Origin of the sequence: Acinetobacter sp. (assembly GCF_050285345.1) — a bacterium.
Lineage (GTDB): Bacteria > Pseudomonadota > Gammaproteobacteria > Pseudomonadales > Moraxellaceae > Acinetobacter.
In genome coordinates, this window is sequence record NZ_JBLZXR010000071.1 from 1 (window position 1) to 20323 (window position 20323).

General features: G+C 42.6%; 18 protein-coding genes and 1 riboswitch. Of the genes, 8 read left to right on the top strand and 10 right to left on the bottom strand.

Going from position 1 to position 20323, the window contains the following annotated elements:
* Positions 1-182 precede the first annotated feature (182 nt).
* Together ACN6OV_RS06560 and xerD are read right to left on the bottom strand one after the other, a co-directional pair.
* Entirely contained in the window at positions 183-995 is an 813-nt protein-coding gene (locus ACN6OV_RS06560) for a DsbC family protein (protein WP_427951008.1), read from the bottom strand.
* Between the two features lie 96 nt (positions 996-1091).
* Positions 1092-2009, bottom strand: coding sequence for a site-specific tyrosine recombinase XerD (gene xerD / locus ACN6OV_RS06565; RefSeq protein ID WP_427951011.1), 918 nt, complete (start codon positions 2007-2009; stop codon positions 1092-1094).
* A 174-nt stretch (positions 2010-2183) separates the two neighbouring features.
* Between xerD and ACN6OV_RS06570 the strand changes: the two genes are divergently transcribed.
* The 5 genes from ACN6OV_RS06570 to ftsW all read left to right on the top strand — a co-directional run bounded on the left by ACN6OV_RS06570 (position 2184) and on the right by ftsW (position 7313).
* A complete protein-coding gene (locus ACN6OV_RS06570) occupies positions 2184-2447 on the top strand; it encodes a FeoA family protein (RefSeq protein WP_427951014.1) in 264 nt (87 codons plus the stop codon).
* Positions 2444-4306, top strand: coding sequence for a ferrous iron transporter B (gene feoB, locus ACN6OV_RS06575; RefSeq protein ID WP_427951017.1), 1863 nt, complete (start codon positions 2444-2446; stop codon positions 4304-4306). The genes ACN6OV_RS06570 and feoB overlap by 4 nt, the downstream gene beginning before the upstream one ends.
* A 29-nt stretch (positions 4307-4335) precedes the next feature.
* Entirely contained in the window at positions 4336-4587 is a 252-nt protein-coding gene (locus tag ACN6OV_RS06580; protein ID WP_427951020.1) for a DUF6587 family protein, read from the top strand.
* A 161-nt stretch (positions 4588-4748) separates the two neighbouring features.
* Positions 4749-6095, top strand: a complete 1347-nt coding sequence (gene murD, locus ACN6OV_RS06585; RefSeq protein WP_427951023.1) for a UDP-N-acetylmuramoyl-L-alanine--D-glutamate ligase — start codon at positions 4749-4751, stop codon at positions 6093-6095.
* 21 nt (positions 6096-6116) lie between these two features.
* Positions 6117-7313 (top strand): putative lipid II flippase FtsW, encoded by a 1197-nt coding sequence (gene ftsW / locus ACN6OV_RS06590; RefSeq protein ID WP_427951026.1) that lies wholly within the window; start codon positions 6117-6119, stop codon positions 7311-7313.
* A gap of 144 nt (positions 7314-7457) precedes the next feature.
* Here the strand turns inward: ftsW and gluQRS are convergent, their stop codons facing one another.
* The 6 genes from gluQRS to ACN6OV_RS06620 form a co-directional block, all read right to left on the bottom strand.
* On the bottom strand, positions 7458-8375 hold the full coding sequence (gluQRS, locus tag ACN6OV_RS06595; protein ID WP_427951053.1) for a tRNA glutamyl-Q(34) synthetase GluQRS: 918 nt from the start codon (positions 8373-8375) through the stop codon (positions 7458-7460).
* A 17-nt stretch (positions 8376-8392) separates the two neighbouring features.
* The gene (dksA, locus tag ACN6OV_RS06600) at positions 8393-8920 is read right to left on the bottom strand and encodes an RNA polymerase-binding protein DksA (protein ID WP_427951029.1); all 528 of its coding nucleotides are present in this window, start codon (positions 8918-8920) and stop codon (positions 8393-8395) included.
* A 207-nt stretch (positions 8921-9127) separates the two neighbouring features.
* A complete protein-coding gene (gene cpdA / locus ACN6OV_RS06605; protein ID WP_427951031.1) occupies positions 9128-9931 on the bottom strand; it encodes a 3',5'-cyclic-AMP phosphodiesterase in 804 nt (267 codons plus the stop codon).
* A gap of 10 nt (positions 9932-9941) precedes the next feature.
* Positions 9942-10562: an NUDIX domain-containing protein gene (locus ACN6OV_RS06610; protein WP_427951034.1), complete on the bottom strand. Its 621-nt coding sequence runs from the start codon at positions 10560-10562 to the stop codon at positions 9942-9944.
* A gap of 76 nt (positions 10563-10638) precedes the next feature.
* Positions 10639-12534, bottom strand: a complete 1896-nt coding sequence (thiC, locus tag ACN6OV_RS06615; protein ID WP_427951037.1) for a phosphomethylpyrimidine synthase ThiC — start codon at positions 12532-12534, stop codon at positions 10639-10641.
* A gap of 116 nt (positions 12535-12650) precedes the next feature.
* Positions 12651-12778, bottom strand: a riboswitch (TPP riboswitch).
* 115 nt (positions 12779-12893) lie between these two features.
* On the bottom strand, positions 12894-13913 hold the full coding sequence (locus ACN6OV_RS06620) for a hypothetical protein (protein ID WP_427951056.1): 1020 nt from the start codon (positions 13911-13913) through the stop codon (positions 12894-12896).
* Positions 13914-14185: 272 nt separating this feature from the next.
* On the opposite strand from ACN6OV_RS06620, the gene ACN6OV_RS06625 reads away from it, so the two are divergent.
* The gene (locus ACN6OV_RS06625; RefSeq protein ID WP_427951039.1) at positions 14186-15541 is read left to right on the top strand and encodes a TolC family outer membrane protein; all 1356 of its coding nucleotides are present in this window, start codon (positions 14186-14188) and stop codon (positions 15539-15541) included.
* Between the two features lie 82 nt (positions 15542-15623).
* Positions 15624-16340 carry a phosphate signaling complex protein PhoU gene (phoU, locus tag ACN6OV_RS06630; RefSeq protein WP_427951041.1) on the top strand — a complete coding sequence of 239 codons (717 nt, stop codon included), beginning with the start codon at positions 15624-15626 and terminating at the stop codon, positions 16338-16340.
* A gap of 64 nt (positions 16341-16404) precedes the next feature.
* Here the strand turns inward: phoU and ACN6OV_RS06635 are convergent, their stop codons facing one another.
* The gene (locus ACN6OV_RS06635; protein WP_427951044.1) at positions 16405-18201 is read right to left on the bottom strand and encodes an ABC transporter ATP-binding protein; all 1797 of its coding nucleotides are present in this window, start codon (positions 18199-18201) and stop codon (positions 16405-16407) included.
* 171 nt (positions 18202-18372) lie between these two features.
* Between ACN6OV_RS06635 and ACN6OV_RS06640 the strand changes: the two genes are divergently transcribed.
* The gene (locus tag ACN6OV_RS06640; protein WP_427951047.1) at positions 18373-18996 is read left to right on the top strand and encodes an alpha-ketoglutarate-dependent dioxygenase AlkB family protein; all 624 of its coding nucleotides are present in this window, start codon (positions 18373-18375) and stop codon (positions 18994-18996) included.
* A gap of 225 nt (positions 18997-19221) precedes the next feature.
* Here the strand turns inward: ACN6OV_RS06640 and ACN6OV_RS06645 are convergent, their stop codons facing one another.
* Positions 19222-19998, bottom strand: coding sequence for an IclR family transcriptional regulator (locus ACN6OV_RS06645; RefSeq protein WP_427951050.1), 777 nt, complete (start codon positions 19996-19998; stop codon positions 19222-19224).
* Between the last annotated feature and the right edge of the window lie 325 nt (positions 19999-20323).

Sequence of the window (20323 nt, forward strand, 5' to 3'; positions counted from 1 at the left end):
CACCACCACCCACAGTACCAAGACCGAGGATTGCCAGACGAACTGGTTTCACGTCACACTCCATTTATTTCATCATTTCTTTCAGTGAGTTTAGATCATAGCTAAAAAATGGTTTTGACTCTAGGGTAGAAATCATTTTATTCCCACCCATAAAAAACATTTATTTAGCCTATAAAAATTAGTTATTTAAGTGCTTTTTCAAGTTCAGCAGCCGACATGTAAGCACCAATATGGATACCATCTGCATTGTAAATTGCAGGTGTACCATTCACGCCGATATTTAGCCCCATTTCATACATATTCCGTACTGGATTTTTGCATGATGCAGGTTCAATTGGTTCGCCTGCAATGGCACGATCAAAGGCAGCATGGCGGTCTTTGCTACACCAGATATTTTCCATCATTGGCATATGCTGCTCACCACGTGGCCATGCGATATAACGCACTTCAATGCCGCGTGCATTGATGTCATCCATTTGCTCATGCAGTTTATGACAGTATGGGCAGCTGACATCGGTAAAGACATAGACCACATGTTTAGTTTTGCCTTTGGCTTTATACACCAATAAATCTTCAGTTTTTAACTGTTCAAATAACTTCTTATTGGTTTCTGCTTGTAGAAGATCACCGACATTCGAGAGTTTTTTATCACCTAAACGAACCAAGTCACCTTGGAAAATGTATTGACCATCTGCTGTGGCATAGACCGAAGGCATGCCTTCAAAGCTGACCCAAAATAGGTTAGGGACTTCGGTGGCTTTCACACCAATCACTTTGGCATTGATGTTGGCTTTTTGCAGATTGGCTTGCAACGTCTCAATTAAACGTTGCTGTGCATTGCGTTCAGAGAGATTGGAGGCTTCACCTGTTGCCGGGGTGCTTGCGGTTAAGGTTGCATCTTTTTTTTCGTCGTTATTGGAATTGGAGCAAGCCACTAAAGCCATACTTGCAGCAAGTGTCGATGCGAGAAAAATTTTTGAGCGGGTAAATAGCATAAACAACCCTTTTCTTTTAGCTTTATCAAACAGGTGAGTAAGCATAGCAAAAAATACACGAGACGATAGTATTTCTTGATCTGATATTTTTGACCCTTAAGCTCTAGGGTGAAACTCGGCATGCAGTTGTTGCATACGCACTTGGGCAACATGGGTATAAATTTGCGTGGTAGACAGGTCACTATGTCCAAGCAGCATCTGAACCACACGTAAGTCCGCGCCATGGTTCAATAAGTGTGTTGCAAAGGCATGGCGTAAGGTATGTGGGGACAGTTCAGCCTGTACACCTGCCTGTAAGGCATAACGCTTAATGGCATACCAAAAATTCTGCCGGCTCATGATACCACCATGTTGGGTAAGAAAGAGTACATCGGTGGATGACTTATATAAGGTCGGACGTGCTGTTTCCAGATATTTTTCAATCCAGTCACACGCCACTTGTCCCAATGGCACTAAACGTTCCTTATTGCCTTTACCGGTAATGCGTAAATAGCCTTGTTTTAGGTTGATCAGTTCCAGTCGTAAATTGAGCAATTCCGTGACCCGTAAGCCGCAGGCATACAGCACTTCCAGCATGGCTCGATCACGTAGCCCTAAAGCCGTGGTGATATTGGGTGCATGAATTAAGGCTTCAACATCAGCTTCGGACAGATCTTTGGGGAGGGCACGCCCGAGTTTTGGGGTTTTGTGTACTGCCACTGGATTGTCGCTGCGTAATTTTTGTTCGCGTAAAAATTTAAAAAATGAACGTAGCGCAGAAAGTGAGCGAGCGATCGAGCGCGGACTTTTTCCTTGTTTGGTCAGGTTTAAGAGTACATCGGAAATGTCATCGCTGCTCCAGTCGAGCATACTATGGGTATGGCATCCACTGCATTGAATTAAATCAGATAAATAAGCATTTCGTGTGTGTGGGCTGACGGTTTGCGCAATTAAATCATCACGATAACCCTGTAAAAAACTGAGGTGTTCTGGAATGTGTACAGCGGCAGGAATACGTGGTTTTTTATTTAACATACACAGCTCATTTCTTGGAAATTAAACCCATGAAGCATAATGGTTTAATGCAATGTAATTTAAAATGCTGCGGCTGTCGATGACTGTTGAAAAAATGAGAATTGAAATCGAATCCGATTTGGTAATTATTCTCATTTGCTTGTATACTGTTCAAAAATTTTTAGGGTAAGATGCGTGCGATTATCTGATTTGAAAGTGAAACAAAGCGCAGTCATTCACAAGGTGCATCGTAACCTGAATGGCAATAATGCTCAGCCTGATTTGGTGGCGAGTCGTTTAGAGACTTTAGGCTTTGTTCCCGGCACAAAAGTACAGGTAATCACCAAAGGAATTTTTGGTGGTGACCCCATTTTAATTCAAGTCGGTTTTACCCGTTTCGCACTCCGTAAGATAGAAGCTGAAAAAGTGGAAATAGCAATGGAAGGGGCATCAGAATGAGTGATGCTTTACGTATTGCCCTCGTTGGGAATCCCAACTGTGGTAAAACCTCATTATTCAACCATTTAACTGGAACACGTCAAAAAGTTGCCAACTACGCTGGGGTGACGGTTGAGCGTAAAGTCGGTCAATTCACGTTACCTTCTGGCAAGCCTGTACGCGTGCTGGATTTACCTGGCACCTATAGTTTAGATGCCACTAGTCCCGATGAAGCCATTACCCGAGATGTGGTCCAAGGTAAAATTGCAGAAGAAGGCCATCAAGACGCTTTCTTGTGTGTGGTGGATGCAACCAACTTAAAATTACACCTTGGTTTGGTCATGGAAATGATTGAACTGGGACGTCCAATTCTGCTTGTATTGAACATGATGGATGAGGCGCGCCGTCGTGGGATGCAAATTAATACGCATAAGCTGTCACAACGTTTAGGTATTCCTATTGTTGAAACTGTTGCTGTGCGCAATGCCGGTATTGAAAACTTAATGGGTGCTTTGGATGCTGAAACATTCAGAACGCCAGATACCGAACTGAGCGACCTCAGCCTTTCAGGCTCCAAGCATGAAAAAATTGAACAGATTTTAAAAGATGTTGTGGTCTTTGTAGACCAAGAAGATAAACGTTCAGATTTCTTGGACAAAATTTTTCTGCATCCGGTTTGGGGCCTCATCAGCCTTGCCGTGATGATGTTCATCATCTTCCAAGCGGTGTTTGCTTGGGCTGCGCCATTTATGGATGGGATTGAATGGGTGCAGGATTGGATAGGTGAAGCTGCTGGTGGCATGATTTCTAATCCATTACTACAGAGCTTGGTTGTTAAAGGTATTATTGAAGGTGCAGGGGGAGTTGTTGTCTTCCTGCCACAAATTATTATTTTGTTCTTCTTTATTTTAGTGCTTGAAGAATCTGGCTATTTACCGCGTGCAGCCTTCCTGCTGGATAAGCTAATGTTTAAGGCTGGTCTCAGTGGTCGTGCATTTATTCCATTACTGTCCAGTTTTGCCTGTGCTGTACCGGGCATTATGGCGACGCGAAGCATCCAAGATCCACGAGATCGTTTAACCACAATTTTAGTGGCACCGCTGATGACCTGTTCGGCACGTTTACCAGTCTATGCCTTATTGATCTCAGCCTTTATTCCAGAGCAAATGGTCTGGGGTGTGTTTAACTTACAAGGTCTGGTGTTATTTGCACTGTATATGGCCGGAATTGTGAGTGCCTTAATTGTTGCAACGGTATTGAAACTCTTCCAAAAAGATAAATCGCAACATGCGCTGTTAATGGAACTACCAAGTTATCGTTTTCCGGACATCAAAAGTGTTTGGATCGGCCTATTGGATCGTGCCAAGATTTTCTTAAAGCGTGTCGGTGGCATTATCTTTGCCTTGTCGATTTTGCTGTGGTTCTTGTGTACCTTCCCGCAGCCGCCAGAAGGTGCAACCTTGCCAGATATTGATTATTCATTGGCGGGGATGCTTGGGCATGTTTTACAGCCGATCTTTGCGCCATTGGGCTTTAACTGGCAAATCTGTATCGCACTGATTCCAGCCATGGCGGCACGTGAAGTTGTGGTCGCGGCTTTAGGTACGGTATATGCTTTATCTGCAACCGATGATGATGCGGTATCTCAAGGCTTGGCACAGATTATTAGTGGTGATGGCGCTTTGAGCTGGTCGTTGGCCACTGGTTTGTCACTCTTGGTGTGGTTTATTTATGCACCGCATTGTTTGGCCACACTGGCAACGGTGAAACGTGAAACAGGCTCATTGAAAACAGTCAGCTTTATGACTATTTACTTATTTGGCTTGGCTTATTTGATGTCTTTCCTTACTTATCAAATCGCTTCACGCTACTTTGGATAATTTTACCAAATTGGTAAAAGGAGACTGAAATGATTGAAATTTTAATTGTGGCTGCTTTGGTGATCTGGAGTGCTGTCGTGGTGTTTAAGAAAGTTTTTCCGAAAACATCGAATTCAGTTTTCAGTGCTCTGTCACAAACGTGTGAACGTCAAGGCTGGGCGGGTTTAGCCAAATGGTTAAAACCGAAAATGGCGGCTGGCTGTGCAGGCGGATGCGGTTGTTCTGCGGCAGAAAATCCATCAGCGAAAAAGCCTGAAGTTCAAGCGGTAAAGTGGAAATAAACGAAAAAGTATTGAACTTGAAAAAACCGTCATTGTTATGGCGGTTTTTTTACGTGCAGACACAAAAAAACTGTGAGAAAGTGAAAACATAAAAGGTATTCAAAACAGCAAAGTGCTAACATTTTGGCAGTTTTAAAAACAGACCAAAAAATGGGGCAGAAATGTTAATACAGCGTGGTGGATTGAAGGTTGTTGCCGGTTTAGGTATCTCTGGTGTTTCCGCAGTGAATTTCTTACATGACCATGGCTACCGCGTTGCAGTGACCGATTCACGTGAAGTTCCACCCGGTCATGATCAAATTCCAAGTGAGGTCCAAACCCGTTTTGGCAAGCTTGATCAAGATTTATTGCTCCAAGCTGAAGAAATTATTATTAGCCCGGGACTTGACCCAAAATTACCTGAAATTCAGGCAGCGCTTGCAGCCAATATTCCTGTGGTGTCTGAAATTCAAATTTTACGTCGTGCGACCGATAAGCCGATTGTGGCGATTACCGGTTCAAATGCCAAAAGTACCGTCACCACACTGTTTGGTTTAATGGCCGCAAATGCTGGCAAAAAAGTCGCAGTTGGCGGCAATTTGGGCCGTCCAGCTTTAGATTTGACTAAGGACGATCCTGAACTCTATGTGCTAGAGCTTTCAAGTTTCCAATTGGAAACCACATCGAATTTGGCAGCTGAAGTAGCAGTAGTACTAAACATGAGTGAAGACCATCTTGACCGCCATGGCGACATGATGGGCTATCACACCGCCAAACACCGCATTTTCCAAGCCGTGAAAAAAGTGGTTTTTAACCGTGATGATTCATTGACGCGTCCATTGGTGCCCGACAGCACACCTATGCAAAGCTTTGGTTTAAATGCGCCAGATATGAATCAATTTGGTATTTTGCGTGATACTGATGGCACCATTTGGCTGGCACGTGGTCGTGAACGTTTACTGAAAAGTGCAGACATGTACATGCAAGGTACCCATAACGTGGCTAATGCTTTGGCCTGTTTGGCTTTGGGTGAAGCGATTGGCTTGCCGTTGGAAGGTATGCTGGAAACCCTCAAAACTTTTAAAGGCCTAGAGCATCGCTGTGAGTTTGTTAAAGAACTACATGGCGTCCGTTATTATAACGATTCCAAAGGCACCAATATCGGCGCGACACTGGCCGCGATTGATGGCTTAGGTGCTGCGATTGAAGCCAAAGGTGGCAAGGTAGCAATTATCTTGGGTGGTCAAGGCAAAGGGCAGGACTTTACTGCGCTGCGTGATGCACTGGCGAAATATGCAAAAGTGGCAGTATTAATTGGTGAAGACCGCCCAATGATTGAAAAAGCCATTGAGGGTACCACCACACTGATGCATGCAGAAAGTTTGCAACAAGCGGTTGAGCTGTGTCAGCAAAATGCAGTTGAAAATGATGTGGTGTTATTGTCACCTGCATGTGCAAGTTTTGATATGTTTAAAGGTTATAGTGAGCGTGGACACCAATTTGTCGATTGTGTGAATGCACTCGTTTAAAATAACGATAAGGAAAGTTGTATGGCTGGGTTAGCTCAGACGACCATAAATAGAATAAATGAAGTTGTAGAACGTTGGCTTCCTCGGCTGCCTGCTGAGGTCAACGTGCGCAATGTCTTAATGTTCTGTGTATTGGCATTATTGTGTATCGGCTCAATTATGGTGGCATCGGCTTCGATGCCTTATGCGGAACGTATGCATGAAAATGCTTTCCACTATGTTTCGCGACATGGTATTTCGATCCTTGCTGCGGCGGTGGCGGCCTATGTTGCCTATAAAGTCCCTCTAAATATCTGGTTCAATAACACGTTCTTTTTATGGATTGTGACGATTATTCTTTTGATTGCCGTGTTGGCGGTCGGAACCGAAGTCAATGGTTCTAAACGCTGGATTCGTATCGCAGGCTTTACCTTGCAGGCCTCGGAAGTGGCAAAAGTCATGATGGCGATTTTCACTGCCGATTATGTGGTACGCCGCGCTGAAGAAGTACGGAATAACATTAAAGGTCTCGTCCGGTTGGCAGTCATTATGGCAGCGACCGTAGGTCTGGTGATGGCTGAGCCTGACTTGGGTGCTACTGTAGTGATTGCTTTGACCATGTTGGGAGTATTCTTCCTCGCAGGTGCGCCCCTGATTCAGTTTGCTATTGCCTTTGGTGCGATCATCATGGCATTCGTATTCCTGATACTGTTTGAACCGTACCGTTTAGAGCGTTTAATGTCCTTCTCTAACCCATGGAGTGATCCGTTGGGTGCAGGTTATCAGTTATCGAATGCCTTAATGGCTTTTGGGCGCGGCGAATGGGTAGGGGTTGGCCTAGGCCACAGTATCCAAAAAATGTCCTATTTGCCCGAAGCACATACCGACTTTATGTTGGCAGTTTTGGGTGAAGAGTTTGGATTCTTGGGGATCTTTACGATACTCTGTCTGTCTTTCACGATGTTGGTTTGCTGTATTCGTATTGGTCATCGTGCGCTGCGCCATCAGTACTTACGTGCGGGCTATTTGGCTTATGGCATCAGTATCATTTTCTTGCTACAAATTTTGGTGAATGCTGGGATGAACATGGGGATGCTGCCGACCAAAGGTTTAACTTTACCTTTCATTAGTTATGGTGGTTCATCTTTAATTATCTGTGCCGTGATGATCAGTCTGGTCTTGAAAATTGATGCGACAACGAAAGAAGTCAATCCAAGTAAAGAAGAATCAAGCTTCTAAATTGCTTTAAAAATATAAGTATAAAAAACCTGTTGATTGTAAAATATCAGCAGGTTTTTTTATGGTACGGTTTATCTCTATCAGGATCTCAGGCTACGACATCCACAAGGTAAAACTGTGATTAAAGATGTAGCGATAAAGTCGTTATAAAAATATTCCTTTGAGTGTTGTACCTTTTGGAATTTGTTCAATATCCCATTGCGCAATTGCTTGTTGCAACATGATACGAGGCGCATCCAGATCGACAGGCGCTTGGTGCAGGGCTTGTAAGGCTTGTTGCAATAATTGCGGTGCTTGGTTCAGATCGAGTGCTTGTGCCATATTTTGCTTAGACAGTTTTTGCCCTTGGTCATTCATGGCTAGCGGCAGATGCATATATTCAAGTTTCGGATAATCGAGCAGCTGGCCTAACCAAATCTGACGTTCTGTATTATCGAGAAGGTCTGCACCACGTACGACATGGGTCATGCCTTGCAGATAATCATCTACCACCACAGCCAACTGGTAGTTGATAATGCCATCACGACGTTTTAGGACAAAGTCGCCCAAATCTTGTGAAAGATTGGAGCAATGCGTACCCTGAAGACGGTCAGTAAAACAAATTTCCTGAGCATCAACTTTGACTCGAATCGCTTGATCTTTTAGCGCTAAGCCTAAATCACGGCAGGTACCTTGATAGATATGATTGGAGCCAAGCATTTTTCGGGTACATTGGCAGGCATAGACCCAACCTTGAGCATGCAATTGTTCAAGTACTGATTCATAAAGATCGAGACGGTCTTTTTGGAAAATGATTTCGGCATCAGGTTCAAATTGAAAAGCATCAATAGAACGCAGAATATGGGCTTCACTGCCGGGATAGATGCGAGGAATATCGGTATCTTCAATACGGACGACCCAGCGTCCTTGATGTGCGCGGGCATCGCAGTAACTTGCGACTGCGGTAATTAAAGAGCCAAAATGCAAAGGGCCGGTTGGCGATGGCGCAAACCGACCTGAATAGCGATTAAGCAAAGCATCGCTTTGCCGCTGCGCAAGAGCCAAGCTGTGCTTGGCTGAGATATCATCAACAGTCACAATTAACCGTTATTTTGCTTCTCTTTGATCTCTGCGAGGGTTTTGCAGTCGATACATAAAGTTGCTGTTGGACGCGCTTCTAAACGACGAAGACCAATTTCGATCCCACAAGTTTCACAGAAACCGTAGTCATCGTTTTTGATTGCTTCAATCGATTGCTCAATTTTACGGATGAGTTTACGTTCACGGTCACGAGTACGTAATTCAATCGCAAATTCTTCTTCCTGCGTAGCACGGTCGTTCACGTCAGGCAGTGCAGTGTTTTCATCCTGCATGGTATTTAATGTGCGGTCAACTTCAGACATCAGCTCAGCTTTCCACGCCAATAAAATATGGCGGAAGTGTTCAAGCTGTCCTTCAGACATGTATTCTTCATTCTTTTTAGGCTGATAAGGCTCAATACCAAATAAGCTCGCAGTAGAACCACCATCAGTCGCCTTTGGCTTTGTTTTGCGCACGCGTTTTGTAGGCTTCTCGCCTACTACATCAGTTTGTTCGTCTAAGACTTGATTTTGGTTGTCATTCGCCATATAGGGCATTCCTCATCATATGCATATATCTATGCAAAAAATATGGTGATATGCAAGTTTTTATCCATCCGCCACAGAGTTTCCTTCTGTGGGGGCCGTCATCATATAGACTTTTTGTACTTTTTGATAGCCTTTGATGTTTTGGATTCTAACTATCGCTTTTCCTTTAGATGCCATAAAGTAATGGAAAAAAAACAAATTGAAAAGTTAATAACCCGAAATTTCAACATTAATTTGAGGTTGTTTGATTTTAACCCGAACCACTTCAGTTTTAAACTCACCATTATCCTTTAAATAAAGCACACGATAGCCCGGTGAAAGCTCATCTAAGGCAAAATCTTCACTGAAGGGTTTGAACTGCACACTGGTCGATGGTGTTGATAAAAATTGGATGCCACGCCATTCATTACAGGAGTCTTGGTGCACATGACCACACAACACAATTTTGACATTGTGATGCCGTGAAATCACATCCATCAAGTGCTCGGTATTTTTTAGCTTATGCTGATCAATCCAATGCGACTGCATGGCAAACGGGTGGTGATGGCAGGCAATAATGATGTGTTGCTTAGCATATTGCTGTAGCAGTTGATCCAATTGCTCCAGTTGCTGCTGTGAGACCCAACCGTCCACTTTACCTTTCACCGCGCTATTAAGCAGAATAGTGCTCCATTTTCCATAATGGAGAATGTGCGCTTGGTCTTGTTGTGCAATAAATGGAAAATAGGCAGCATCGTCATGATTGCCCGGTATTTGATAGAACGGAAAATCTTGCCGCTGCATAAAATCTAAATAACGGGTATAGGTTTTTTCGACTGGCACTTGTGCCAAGTCACCAGTATGAACAAGAGCATTTATAGGATGATGATTGTGCTGAATATGCTGAATCACCTCATGAAAGCTTTGTTCTGGATTCATGCGGACAAACTGTAGATCTTCCTGATCCATTAAATGTGTGTCCGAAATCTGGACAATGGTCCAGTCGTATTGTTGTGTGCCCTTTGAAGTCATGTCCTTCCCCTTAGACATTCCTTGTAGTATGTATGTGCTGCTGTAGCCATTGCAAGGCCATAATGACAGGTGCGTTTTTTAGCCGACCATTGGTCAATAAAGTTGGAATAGCGGCATAATCTAAAATATGCAGTTGAATATTTTCACCTTCCCCCGGCATGCCAAAGACGCCGCCTTGTTCAGGCAAGGTCGCTTCTGCACTATATAGATGAAACAGTTCCGCGCAAGCACCGGCCGATGGATAGAAACTAAATAAATGCTGTAAAGTATCTAATTCACAGCCTGACTCTTCCAGACTTTCACGGCGGATACAGCTTTCTGGAGATTCATCGCCATCTAAAACACCCGCAATAACTTCCAGTTGCCACGGCGAGTCAGCATCATCCATAGCGCCAATTCGAAATTGCTCAATTAAGGCAAATTTTTGTTGTGTATGATTATAGATTAAAACTCCCGCAGCTTCAGGGCGATGAATTAACTCGCGCTGAATGGTCGGAATCATAGCGTGTTGGTTAAATAAGCGGTGACGGAGTTTGACTTTTTCGACCTGAATGAACCCTTTAAAGACATATTCGCGAGCTTCAATGGTGTAGTCTTTATTGTTATAGGTGGCTTGTTTAATAATATCCATAAGCTCTAATCAGGATGAAATATTTAATTTCATCCTAACCGAGATTTTGTTGAATACAAAAGATTTTTTTTAAGATTTAAACTTTGTGGTACAACTTTTGACCATGTTGGTGATAGGCATCTTTCATGCTTTGGAGACCAGATTCAATCTCTGCCGAGCTTTCAGGGATTAGCCGAGTCTCTTGCTGATTTTTGGCATAATCTCGAACATTTTGCGTGATCTTCATGGAGCAGAATTTGGGGCCACACATTGAGCAGAAGTGTGCCGATTTATGTGCTTCCTTCGGCATGGTTTCATCATGCATGCTGCGTGCGGTATCGGGGTCCAAACTCAAGTTGAACTGATCTTCCCAGCGGAACTCAAAACGTGCCTTAGATAGGGCGTTGTCCCGTGCCTGCGCACCGGGATGGCCTTTCGCCAAGTCAGCAGCATGCGCGGCAATTTTGTAAGTGATAATGCCATCTTTGACATCCTTTTTATCCGGTAGACCCAAGTGCTCTTTCGGCGTGACATAACACAGCATCGCCGTGCCATACCAGCCAATCATTGCAGCACCAATCGCTGAGGTAATATGGTCATAACCCGGTGCAATATCGGTAGTTAAAGGTCCAAGGGTATAAAATGGTGCTTCTTGACAGACTTCAAGTTGCAAGTCCATGTTTTCCTTGATCATGTGCATCGGCACATGGCCTGGGCCTTCAATCATCACCTGTACATCATGTTCCCAAGCACGATGGGTCAGCTCGCCTAAAGTCCGTAACTCGCTAAATTGCGCTTCATCGTTGGCATCTTGAATACAACCCGGACGTAAGCCATCGCCTAAGCTAAATGACACATCATAAGCTTTCATAATTTCGCAGATTTCATCAAAATGCGTGTAGAGGAAGTTTTCTTCATGATGCGCCAAACACCACTGCGCCATGATAGAGCCGCCACGTGACACGATACCGGTTAAACGATTGGCAGTTAAAGGGACATAACGTAAAAGTACACCGGCATGAATGGTGAAGTAATCCACGCCTTGTTCTGCTTGCTCAATCAGTGTGTCTTTGAAAATTTCCCATGTTAAATCTTCTGCTACACCATCGACTTTTTCTAAAGCTTGGTAAATCGGGACAGTGCCAATTGGCACAGGGGAATTACGGATAATCCATTCACGGGTTTCATGGATGTTTTTACCGGTCGATAAGTCCATGATGGTGTCGGCACCCCAACGGGTTGCCCAGGTCATTTTAGCCACTTCTTCATCAATACTTGAACCCAGCGCAGAGTTACCAATATTGGCATTAATTTTCACCAAGAAGTTGCGTCCAATAATCATTGGTTCGCATTCAGGGTGGTTAATGTTGGCCGGGATAATGGCACGACCTTCAGCGACTTCTTGACGCACAAATTCAGGAGTAATTTCCGTTAAATTGCGTGCACCAAAATTTTGTCCTGCATGTTGACGCATATCTACGCCTTCGAGTTGACGCTGATTTTCTCGAATCGCAATGTATTCCATTTCTGGGGTGATGATCCCTTGTTTGGCATAATGCATTTGCGATACGTTCTGACCTGTTTTGGCACGACGTGGTTTTTGGATATGGGCAAAACGAATGTCAGCAGTACGAATGTCTTTTAGACGTTCTTGTCCAAACTTTGAGGTGAGGGTTTCTAAACGTTCTGTATCGACACGTTCCTCAATCCAAGTTTCACGCACATTGGGTAGACCTTGATTCAGATCAATTTCTACCGCAGGGTCGGTATAGGCACCTGAAGTGTCATACACCATAATCGGCGGATTTTTTTCACCACCTAAACCGGTCGGTGTTTCCGATAGGCTAATTTCACGCATTGGTACCTGAATATCAGGACGTGAACCTTGAATATAAACTTTGCGAGAAGCGGGTAAAATGCGTGTCAGATCTTTGGCATCTTGCTCATGTTGAGCAGCACGATCAGCAGCGGTGAGATTCGTTAATTGGTTCATTGCAATGATCCTTATGAATGACATCAACGAATCAAGCACGACCAAAAACGTGGCGTTATTATCCAAACAGCATAAGATACATTGATCTTGCAAACATGGATAAAAATAGGGCTTCAGTTTTTAGATGGCTTGATTCCTACGCAGGTCTTAACCTGATCAGGTTCAACGGTACTCATCCTTAAATTTAGCAGGCTAAATTGGAATGATCTCAGCAGGGTATTTACCTGCGCTCCGTCAAGCTTTGTGTGGATACTAGCATGAACACTGTTTAAATACAGTGTCATTTTATGCAGTTCAGGATTTAAACAAATCTTTAAATTGACACGCTATTAAGCTGGAATTTTATTACTGCATCGGATTTAGGTTGCGAGACAAACAGCATCGCTGAAACAGTCTTTTTTATAGCTTGGTGATGGATTATGTATGCCAATAGCACTGAGGACTTGTTGCTCAGTGCTGCGATTGCCTGTTGCGGAATTTTGATTAAGCAAATTTAACAATAGACGTGCTTGGTTGGCCAGTTGTGACTTATTTAATTTGGCTAATTTTTCAATTTCTTCAAGTGAGCTAGCCTGAAGGCTGAGTCGGTCTGAATAATCACCTGAAACGGGACTCTCTGCCGTTCCAACAAATAAAAAACGGCTATATTGATACAACAATTGCTGTGCATCTTGTTTATATAAACTTTCAGGATATTGCTTGAGATAATCTTCCCAAAATAAAGCACGAGTTGCGATGTTTTGTGGATCGAGCGTTAAGGTGTTTTGTAATACTGCGGGTTGTTCGTTTTGTGCAGCCAAACTTTCAATAAAGACTCGTTCGGCATCATCCATATAGGGGGCGAAAATTTTTGCTAAATATTCAGGACTACGGCGATAACGCAGTTGTCCTGCACCCGTATCGAACAATTCCACATAGGCTTGTCCCTTGTGCTTCAATAAATATTGATCACGTAGGGTCAGTTGTTCATAATGGTTTTGTTGAATGGTGGGATGCTGCGCCATATCAAACGCATATTGTTCAAACGCCATTTGCTGCTGCGCGGTACGCTCGACATGCAAAAAGTTTTTATACATTTGATTGGCCAGTTGCAGTAACTTTTGTTGTTCGAGGGGCTCTAATAAAGGCAAGCAAACTTTTAAATCTTGGTTAATTTGTTCTAACGCAAAGGTGGTACGCTGATCATCAATCTCTTGCATATTTTGTGCTAATTTTTGGCATAGCAACGACAAATCCACCGCTTCTTTCTGAACAGTTTGCTGGTCCGAAAACTCTTGTACAGGTTGAGGCTCAGCCTGTTGTTGGCATGCACCAAGTAGGCTGCAACATAAAAAAATTAAGCTGAATTTAACCAGCAGATTTAAAAAATTTGACACAATGACTCAATGTAATAAAGAGGAGATATTGTCCGATGGGATGCCGACTATTCTATAGGTGAAACGGGCACATTTTGTGTACTATTATGCAGTTGTTTGTTACCGCGTTGTGAGTAATATCGAAAAATGTCCAAAACAGGCGAACTTACGCGAAGTTGATGTAAAAAATTAATAAAAATCATACGGGAATTTGCAGTAATGTGATGAGTATCTGCTTGATTTTAGGTTTAAATACTCAACCGAAGGGATTTAAAGCTGAGGAATTCACAAAAACAATGAACAAAAAAGCGGTTTTGGGAATCTATTTACTTTTGACTAGTCAGTGGAGCTTTGCGCTTGATCTTGTAGAGGCTTATGAACGTGCCAAACAAGCAGACCCAAATTGGCAAGTAAATCAACTGCAATATGAAGCTGACAAACTAAATTTAGGCATTGCCAACGGTAACTTATTACCGACGGTCACAATCTCAGGAAATGTCAGCCGTAAAAATCAACATACTCAGCAAAGTGGTACGTTGGCAGATGTGATCATGCCTGATAGCACGACGACAAAACAAATTGCCCTCACTGCACGTCAGCCGATTTTTCGTTGGGATGCGTGGGAAGGGTTAAAGCAGGTCAAGACCTCAATTCATCTCAGTGAAATTACCCTGCGTATACAAAAACAAGAGCATATTTTAAATGTATCGGAAGCGTATTTTGATGTGCTGCGTCAGCAAGCCTTAACGGTTGCGAATTTGCAGGAAGAACAAGCTTTATCGGAACAACTCCGAATGATGAATGGCAAGTTAAAAGAAGGTTTAGTGGCGAGAAGTGATGTCAGCGAAGCCAATGCACAATATCAAAGTGCACGGGCAAATCGGATGGCAAGCAATGTACAGTTGATCTTGGCGCAAGAGCAATTACAACAATTGATTGGACCTTATCGTGAAAACTTAGCGATGCTGCGTGAGGATTTTCAATTTCAAAAGCCTATTCCAACGAATGTACAGGCTTGGGAAGATTTAGCACAGAAACAAAACCTAGGAATTTTACAAGCACGAATGCAAAAACAGTATGCAGAAGATGGTAAACGGGTCGAGCAAGCGGCGTTATATCCTCAAATTGAAGCGGTCGGTACTTATGGCTATAACCAGCAAAGTCCTGAATCCATCATGTCGCAAGAGGGGCAGTTTGATCAGATTGGGATTGAAATGAATTGGAATGTATTCAATGGTGGGCGTAGCCAAAAGTCGATTAAGCAAGCCAGTCTCAATGTCGAAAAGAGCCAAGCGCAGGTTGATGCTGCGATTCGTAAAGCGCGCACAGAAGTTAAAAAAGCCTATATGCAGGTGGAAACTGATCGGAGCAAGTTACAAGCACGTAAAGCGGCGATGGATTCCTCGGCTCAAGTGTCTTTAGCATCACAAGCGCAGTATCAAGAAGGGCTAAAAACCATGGTGGATGTGTTGTTGGCGCAGCGCAATGCATTTTCTGCGCGACAAGATTATTTAAATTCGAAGTATGACTATTTAATTCATGTGCTACAGCTTAAAGCTGCGGTGGGACAATTAACTGAACAGGATGTGGTGGAAATGAATGCTTGGTTGGTGGATCAATCCAAACCAGCTGCAATGCTGCTAAAGAATTAAGCCATCGTCATAAAAGTTTCACAATGAATGTGCTTTAATGTTGCACTGAGTTCCGTCTGTTTTGTTGTTGTGGAGAAGTTTCTTGCCTAATAATCCTGTTTTAAATCACCATATTTCTTCACAATTTAATGAAGAATTACAGGACGTTCATACCAAATTTATGACCATGGGTGGGTTGGTGGAACAGCAGGTGGCCAATGCCATTCATGCCTTATTGGACACAGATGCGACCATGGCGATTGATGTGCAATTTCAGGATAATGTGGTCAACCGCATGGAAACTGAAATTGACGAAGCCTTAACTTTAATTTTGGCGCGTCGTCATCCCGCTGCGATAGACTTACGGATGGTGATTGCAATGTCGAAAGCCAATACTGACTTAGAACGGATTGGTGATGAGGCAGCGAAAATTGCCCGTATTGCACAAAGTCTCTGTGAAGAGGGTGGTTCACCACGTGGCTATATGGAAACTCGCCATATTGGTAACCAAGTGCGTGTCATGATTCATGATGCTTTAGATGCATTTGCGCGTTTAGATGTAGATCAAGCCCTTCGCGTACTGCTTGCTGATGCGGATATTGACCGTGAATATCAGTCCGCAACTCGCACGTTAATGACTTATATGATCGAAGATCCACGCCATATTAGCCGTGTGATCAATGTACTTTGGGTCTTACGCTCTTTGGAACGTATTGGCGATCATGCCCGCAATATTTCTGAACAAGTGATCTATATGGTGAAAGGATTTGATGTTCGACATACCAGTGTTGAAGAAATTGAACAAAAAGTTCAACGTTAATCATCTGGCAAAATTCCAAAGCCCATCGAATGATGGGCTTTTTTTTATCAACTTTTTTCCATATTTAACTATGCGTTTCTTCATCTTCCTCGAAGGTGCGGGCAATTTTTTCAATATTTAAACTTTTGGCCATGGCATCAAAAATTTCTTTATACACACCATCCTGATGATAAAGTGCTTCATGCTCGCCATGTTCTGCAATCTCACCCTCTTTCATTACGTAGGTATAATCGGCATCAATAATTTGCGACAAACTGTGTGAAATCATAATCACCGTTCGACCTTGTTTGATTTCATCCAAACTTTGTTTAATTTGTTCTGTAGCAATGGCATCCAAACTTGCGGTAGGTTCATCGAGGAAAATAATCGGTGGATTTTTCAAAAACATTCGTGCCAAGGCAATCCGTTGTTGTTGCCCACCCGAAAGCATGAGAGCATCTGCCTCATAGCCATGTGGCAGTTGTAAAATCTGTTCATGTATCGAGGCTTTACGCGCGGCTTCCATAACATCTTCCGTAGAAGCATCGGTTTTACCATAACGAATATTGTCAAAAATCGAACCTTGGAAAATATGGTTTTTCTGTAGTACCAAACCAATATGGTCACGTAGATATTGGGTATCGATATCCTTTAAGTCGATGCCATCAATGCTGATTTGGCCACTTTGTGGTTCAAAAAATTTATCCAATAAACTGATTAATGTCGACTTTCCTGCACCTGAAAGTCCAACCAATGCAGTGATTTTATTCGGTTGAATGGTCATGTTGATATGTTTTAAAGCATGATGCCCATTGGGATAATAGAACTCGACATTGCGTAAATCGAAGCGCCCCTGAATTGGTGGTTTTTGTGCGCCGGTTTGTTCAATTTCCGCATCGGCTTCTAAAATTTTAAAGAAGCTTTCGGAGTAAACCATAGCATCGTTTACCTCATCATAAATCCGATGCAGTGAGCGAATCGGGGCGGAGACGTTATTAAATAGTAGGACATGGTACATGATCATGCCTATGCTCATTTGTCCGTCTAAGACAAAATACGCGGTCAAAATAATGATCAGTACAATGCCAATTTGTTCAATAAAGGTTTTTAGACCATCAAATAAAAAGCTGATCTGACGGGTTTGCATCTGGTTGTCGGTCAGTTCTTTTTGTAGTTTGAGCTGCTTGTTAGCTTCAATCGTTTCGCGGTTAAAGGATTTAATCACGGTAATTGAATTGATGATGCCGAGGATGCCCTGACTTTTCTTTTCACGACCATCGCGCAGATTACGTCGCCAACCACCGAGTTTTTTCGCCTGTTTAAAGGTCAGCCAAAAATAAATTGGTACGATACAGGTTGCGACGAAACCGACATAGAAATTGGCATAGTACATCAAGGCCAAGGCCACGATTGCACTGGTAAAGAGCGGTAAAATATCAATAAAAAAGATTTGCACGAGGCGGGTGAGAGAGCCAATCCCGCGGTCGATACGGGTTTGTAATTTACCAGCTTGGTTGTGATCGTCATTAAAGAAGGCCAAGCGATAGGTCAGAAACTTTTCAATAATGCTTTGCGCCAAGTCCTGCGAAACCAAAATGCGCAGTTTTTCTCCATAAAATTTTTGCCCAAACTGTACAAAGGCATTAATCACTTCTTTGCCCAGTAAAATAGCCGTGATGGTGATTAAGATATGCCAACCTGCTGCAAGTCCTAGCCCTTGCTCGACCAAGCGGTTGATGCTATCGACCGCATATTGAAGCGTTAGAGCATTCACCTGAGCGGTGAATGAACCGATTAGGGTCATGATTAAGGTGGCAATGACCAAAATTCGATATGGTCGTACAAAAGGTCGCAGCTTTTGAAAGACACTCCATAAATTCATAAACAATTATTTTTATTGTAAAAGTTATGTTTTAGTCTATGCCTGAAAAAACATCGCGACAAGCAATGTCTGTGTATCGATTTGTGTCGAGGAAAAATTGATTACACTGTAATGGCCGCACGAATTTTTGTGGGCGAGATGAGTGTTAATTCAGCGAGTTGAGCAGATGTAATGAACTTAGAGTTATTTAGCCCAGAAGCACAAGCCAATCTGTTGCCCTATGATGGTGAAGTACAAGATTATGGCTTAATTTTGTCTGCGTCGGACAGCGATAAATATTTACGCTATTTTCTACAGCATTTGGCTTGGCAGCCAGATGAAGCGATTTTTCAAGGTCAGTATTATCAAATGGAACGCAAAGTGGTTTGGTATGGTGATGAATATTATCAATACCATTATTCAGGCATGCACAAGCAAGCGCAGATGTGGAATCCGGCTTTATTTCGCTTAAAGCAACATATTGAACAGTTGGTGGATCACCCTTTTAACTCCTGTTTGGCCAATCTCTATGAAAATGGTACACAAGCGGTGGGCTGGCATAGTGATGATGAGCCGGCTTTGGTCGCTCCCAATCAACAGGTGGTGATTGCGTCTTTAAGTTTGGGGGCAAGCCGAAAATTTTGTTTTAAACATAAAACCACGCAGGACAAAGTTCAAATGTTGTTACAAAGTGGGCAATTAATTGTGATGCGTGGGCAGACGCAGCGCTATTGGAAACATACCTTGATGAAGTCGGTCAAAATTACTGAACCGCGAATTAACCGAACGTTTCGTTATTTTTATCAGGGTCAATAAAGCAAAAAATACGATATAAAAAAGCCCATACGATGATGAGCTTTCTTAATTTCTCTGAGGAGAATACATCACAAACATGCTTATAGAGCACAGAGCTGTATAAACTGCTGCTAAAGAACAATAATCATATTATGAGAATTTAAATTAAAAATATAATTAAAAAATTCAATAAGCTTTATGGTTTTGTCAGATTGCATAGATATCAATTTTTTGCGATGGCTGCGATTAAACGATTTCAGCCTCTTCCGTCATGCTACTATATTTTTTCTCAATACGCGCTGCATAGTCTTGCATCATTTCGACCAATTTTTGAAAATTCATAAATTCAAAACGGTTTTTAGAGGCCAATAAAGTCAAGGCTAAAGGTGCTTCTTTGCTCGAAAATTTAACTGGAATGGATAAACTTGACATGTTGGGATCAACTTCACCATTGGAAAAATAATAGCCTTGTTTTTTAATTTTTTTGATCTGCTGCAAAAACTCTGCTTCATTATCTGCAAATCCAACGTGTGCCAATTCTTCAGCAAAACGATGGTAATAGTCCATGATGCGTTGTTTAGGTAGGTGCGCCAAAATAACTTTAGAAGATGAACCTTTATGCATTGGGCGAGGACTACCGCGACCATACGCTAAGGCAGCATAGTCTTTATAAAGCTCATGATGGAGATCAATGCATGAGTCAACATTGAGATGGGTCAATAAACAGCAAGACTCAGTTCTTTGCACAATTTCCTTCATAAATGGAATGCTGATTTGCACTAAAGGATCCGTGGTGCGAGAAATAAAGTCGAGTACAGCAATTTTTGAACCCAATGTGTAATCGCCAGAAGTACCACTTAGACGTTGCAATAATTCTGCGGAGACGAGTTCTTTTAAATAGCGATAGCTGGTTGGTTTAGATAAGCCTAATTCTTCACTGATAATGTCTACATTAATGACGGGGCGGGAAACTGAAAATAAATCGAGAACGGTGAGAATTTTACCAAAACTGGAAAGCGCCATAAGAACCTGCTTGGTCAAAATAAAAAAATTGATAAGTTACTTTATAACAAATTGCTCGTGGTGATGCAGAGATTTTCTGCAATTTGAGTCAAACAAAGCATCAAAAAAAATGGATTTGGGCGATATATTTGAGAGCTTGATGCACAAGCAACATGTATTTTTGCAGTCGTGCAGGAGCAATAGACCTATGTTGCGAGTCTTATCACAAGGTTACCGCTTGTCGATAAAAAAAGTGATCTTCAATGACTTTATTTATCACTTGGAGCGTAAAACCTCGTGGTTCAGCACGAGGATATAAGCGACTGGCGTAAGCCATACGACATGG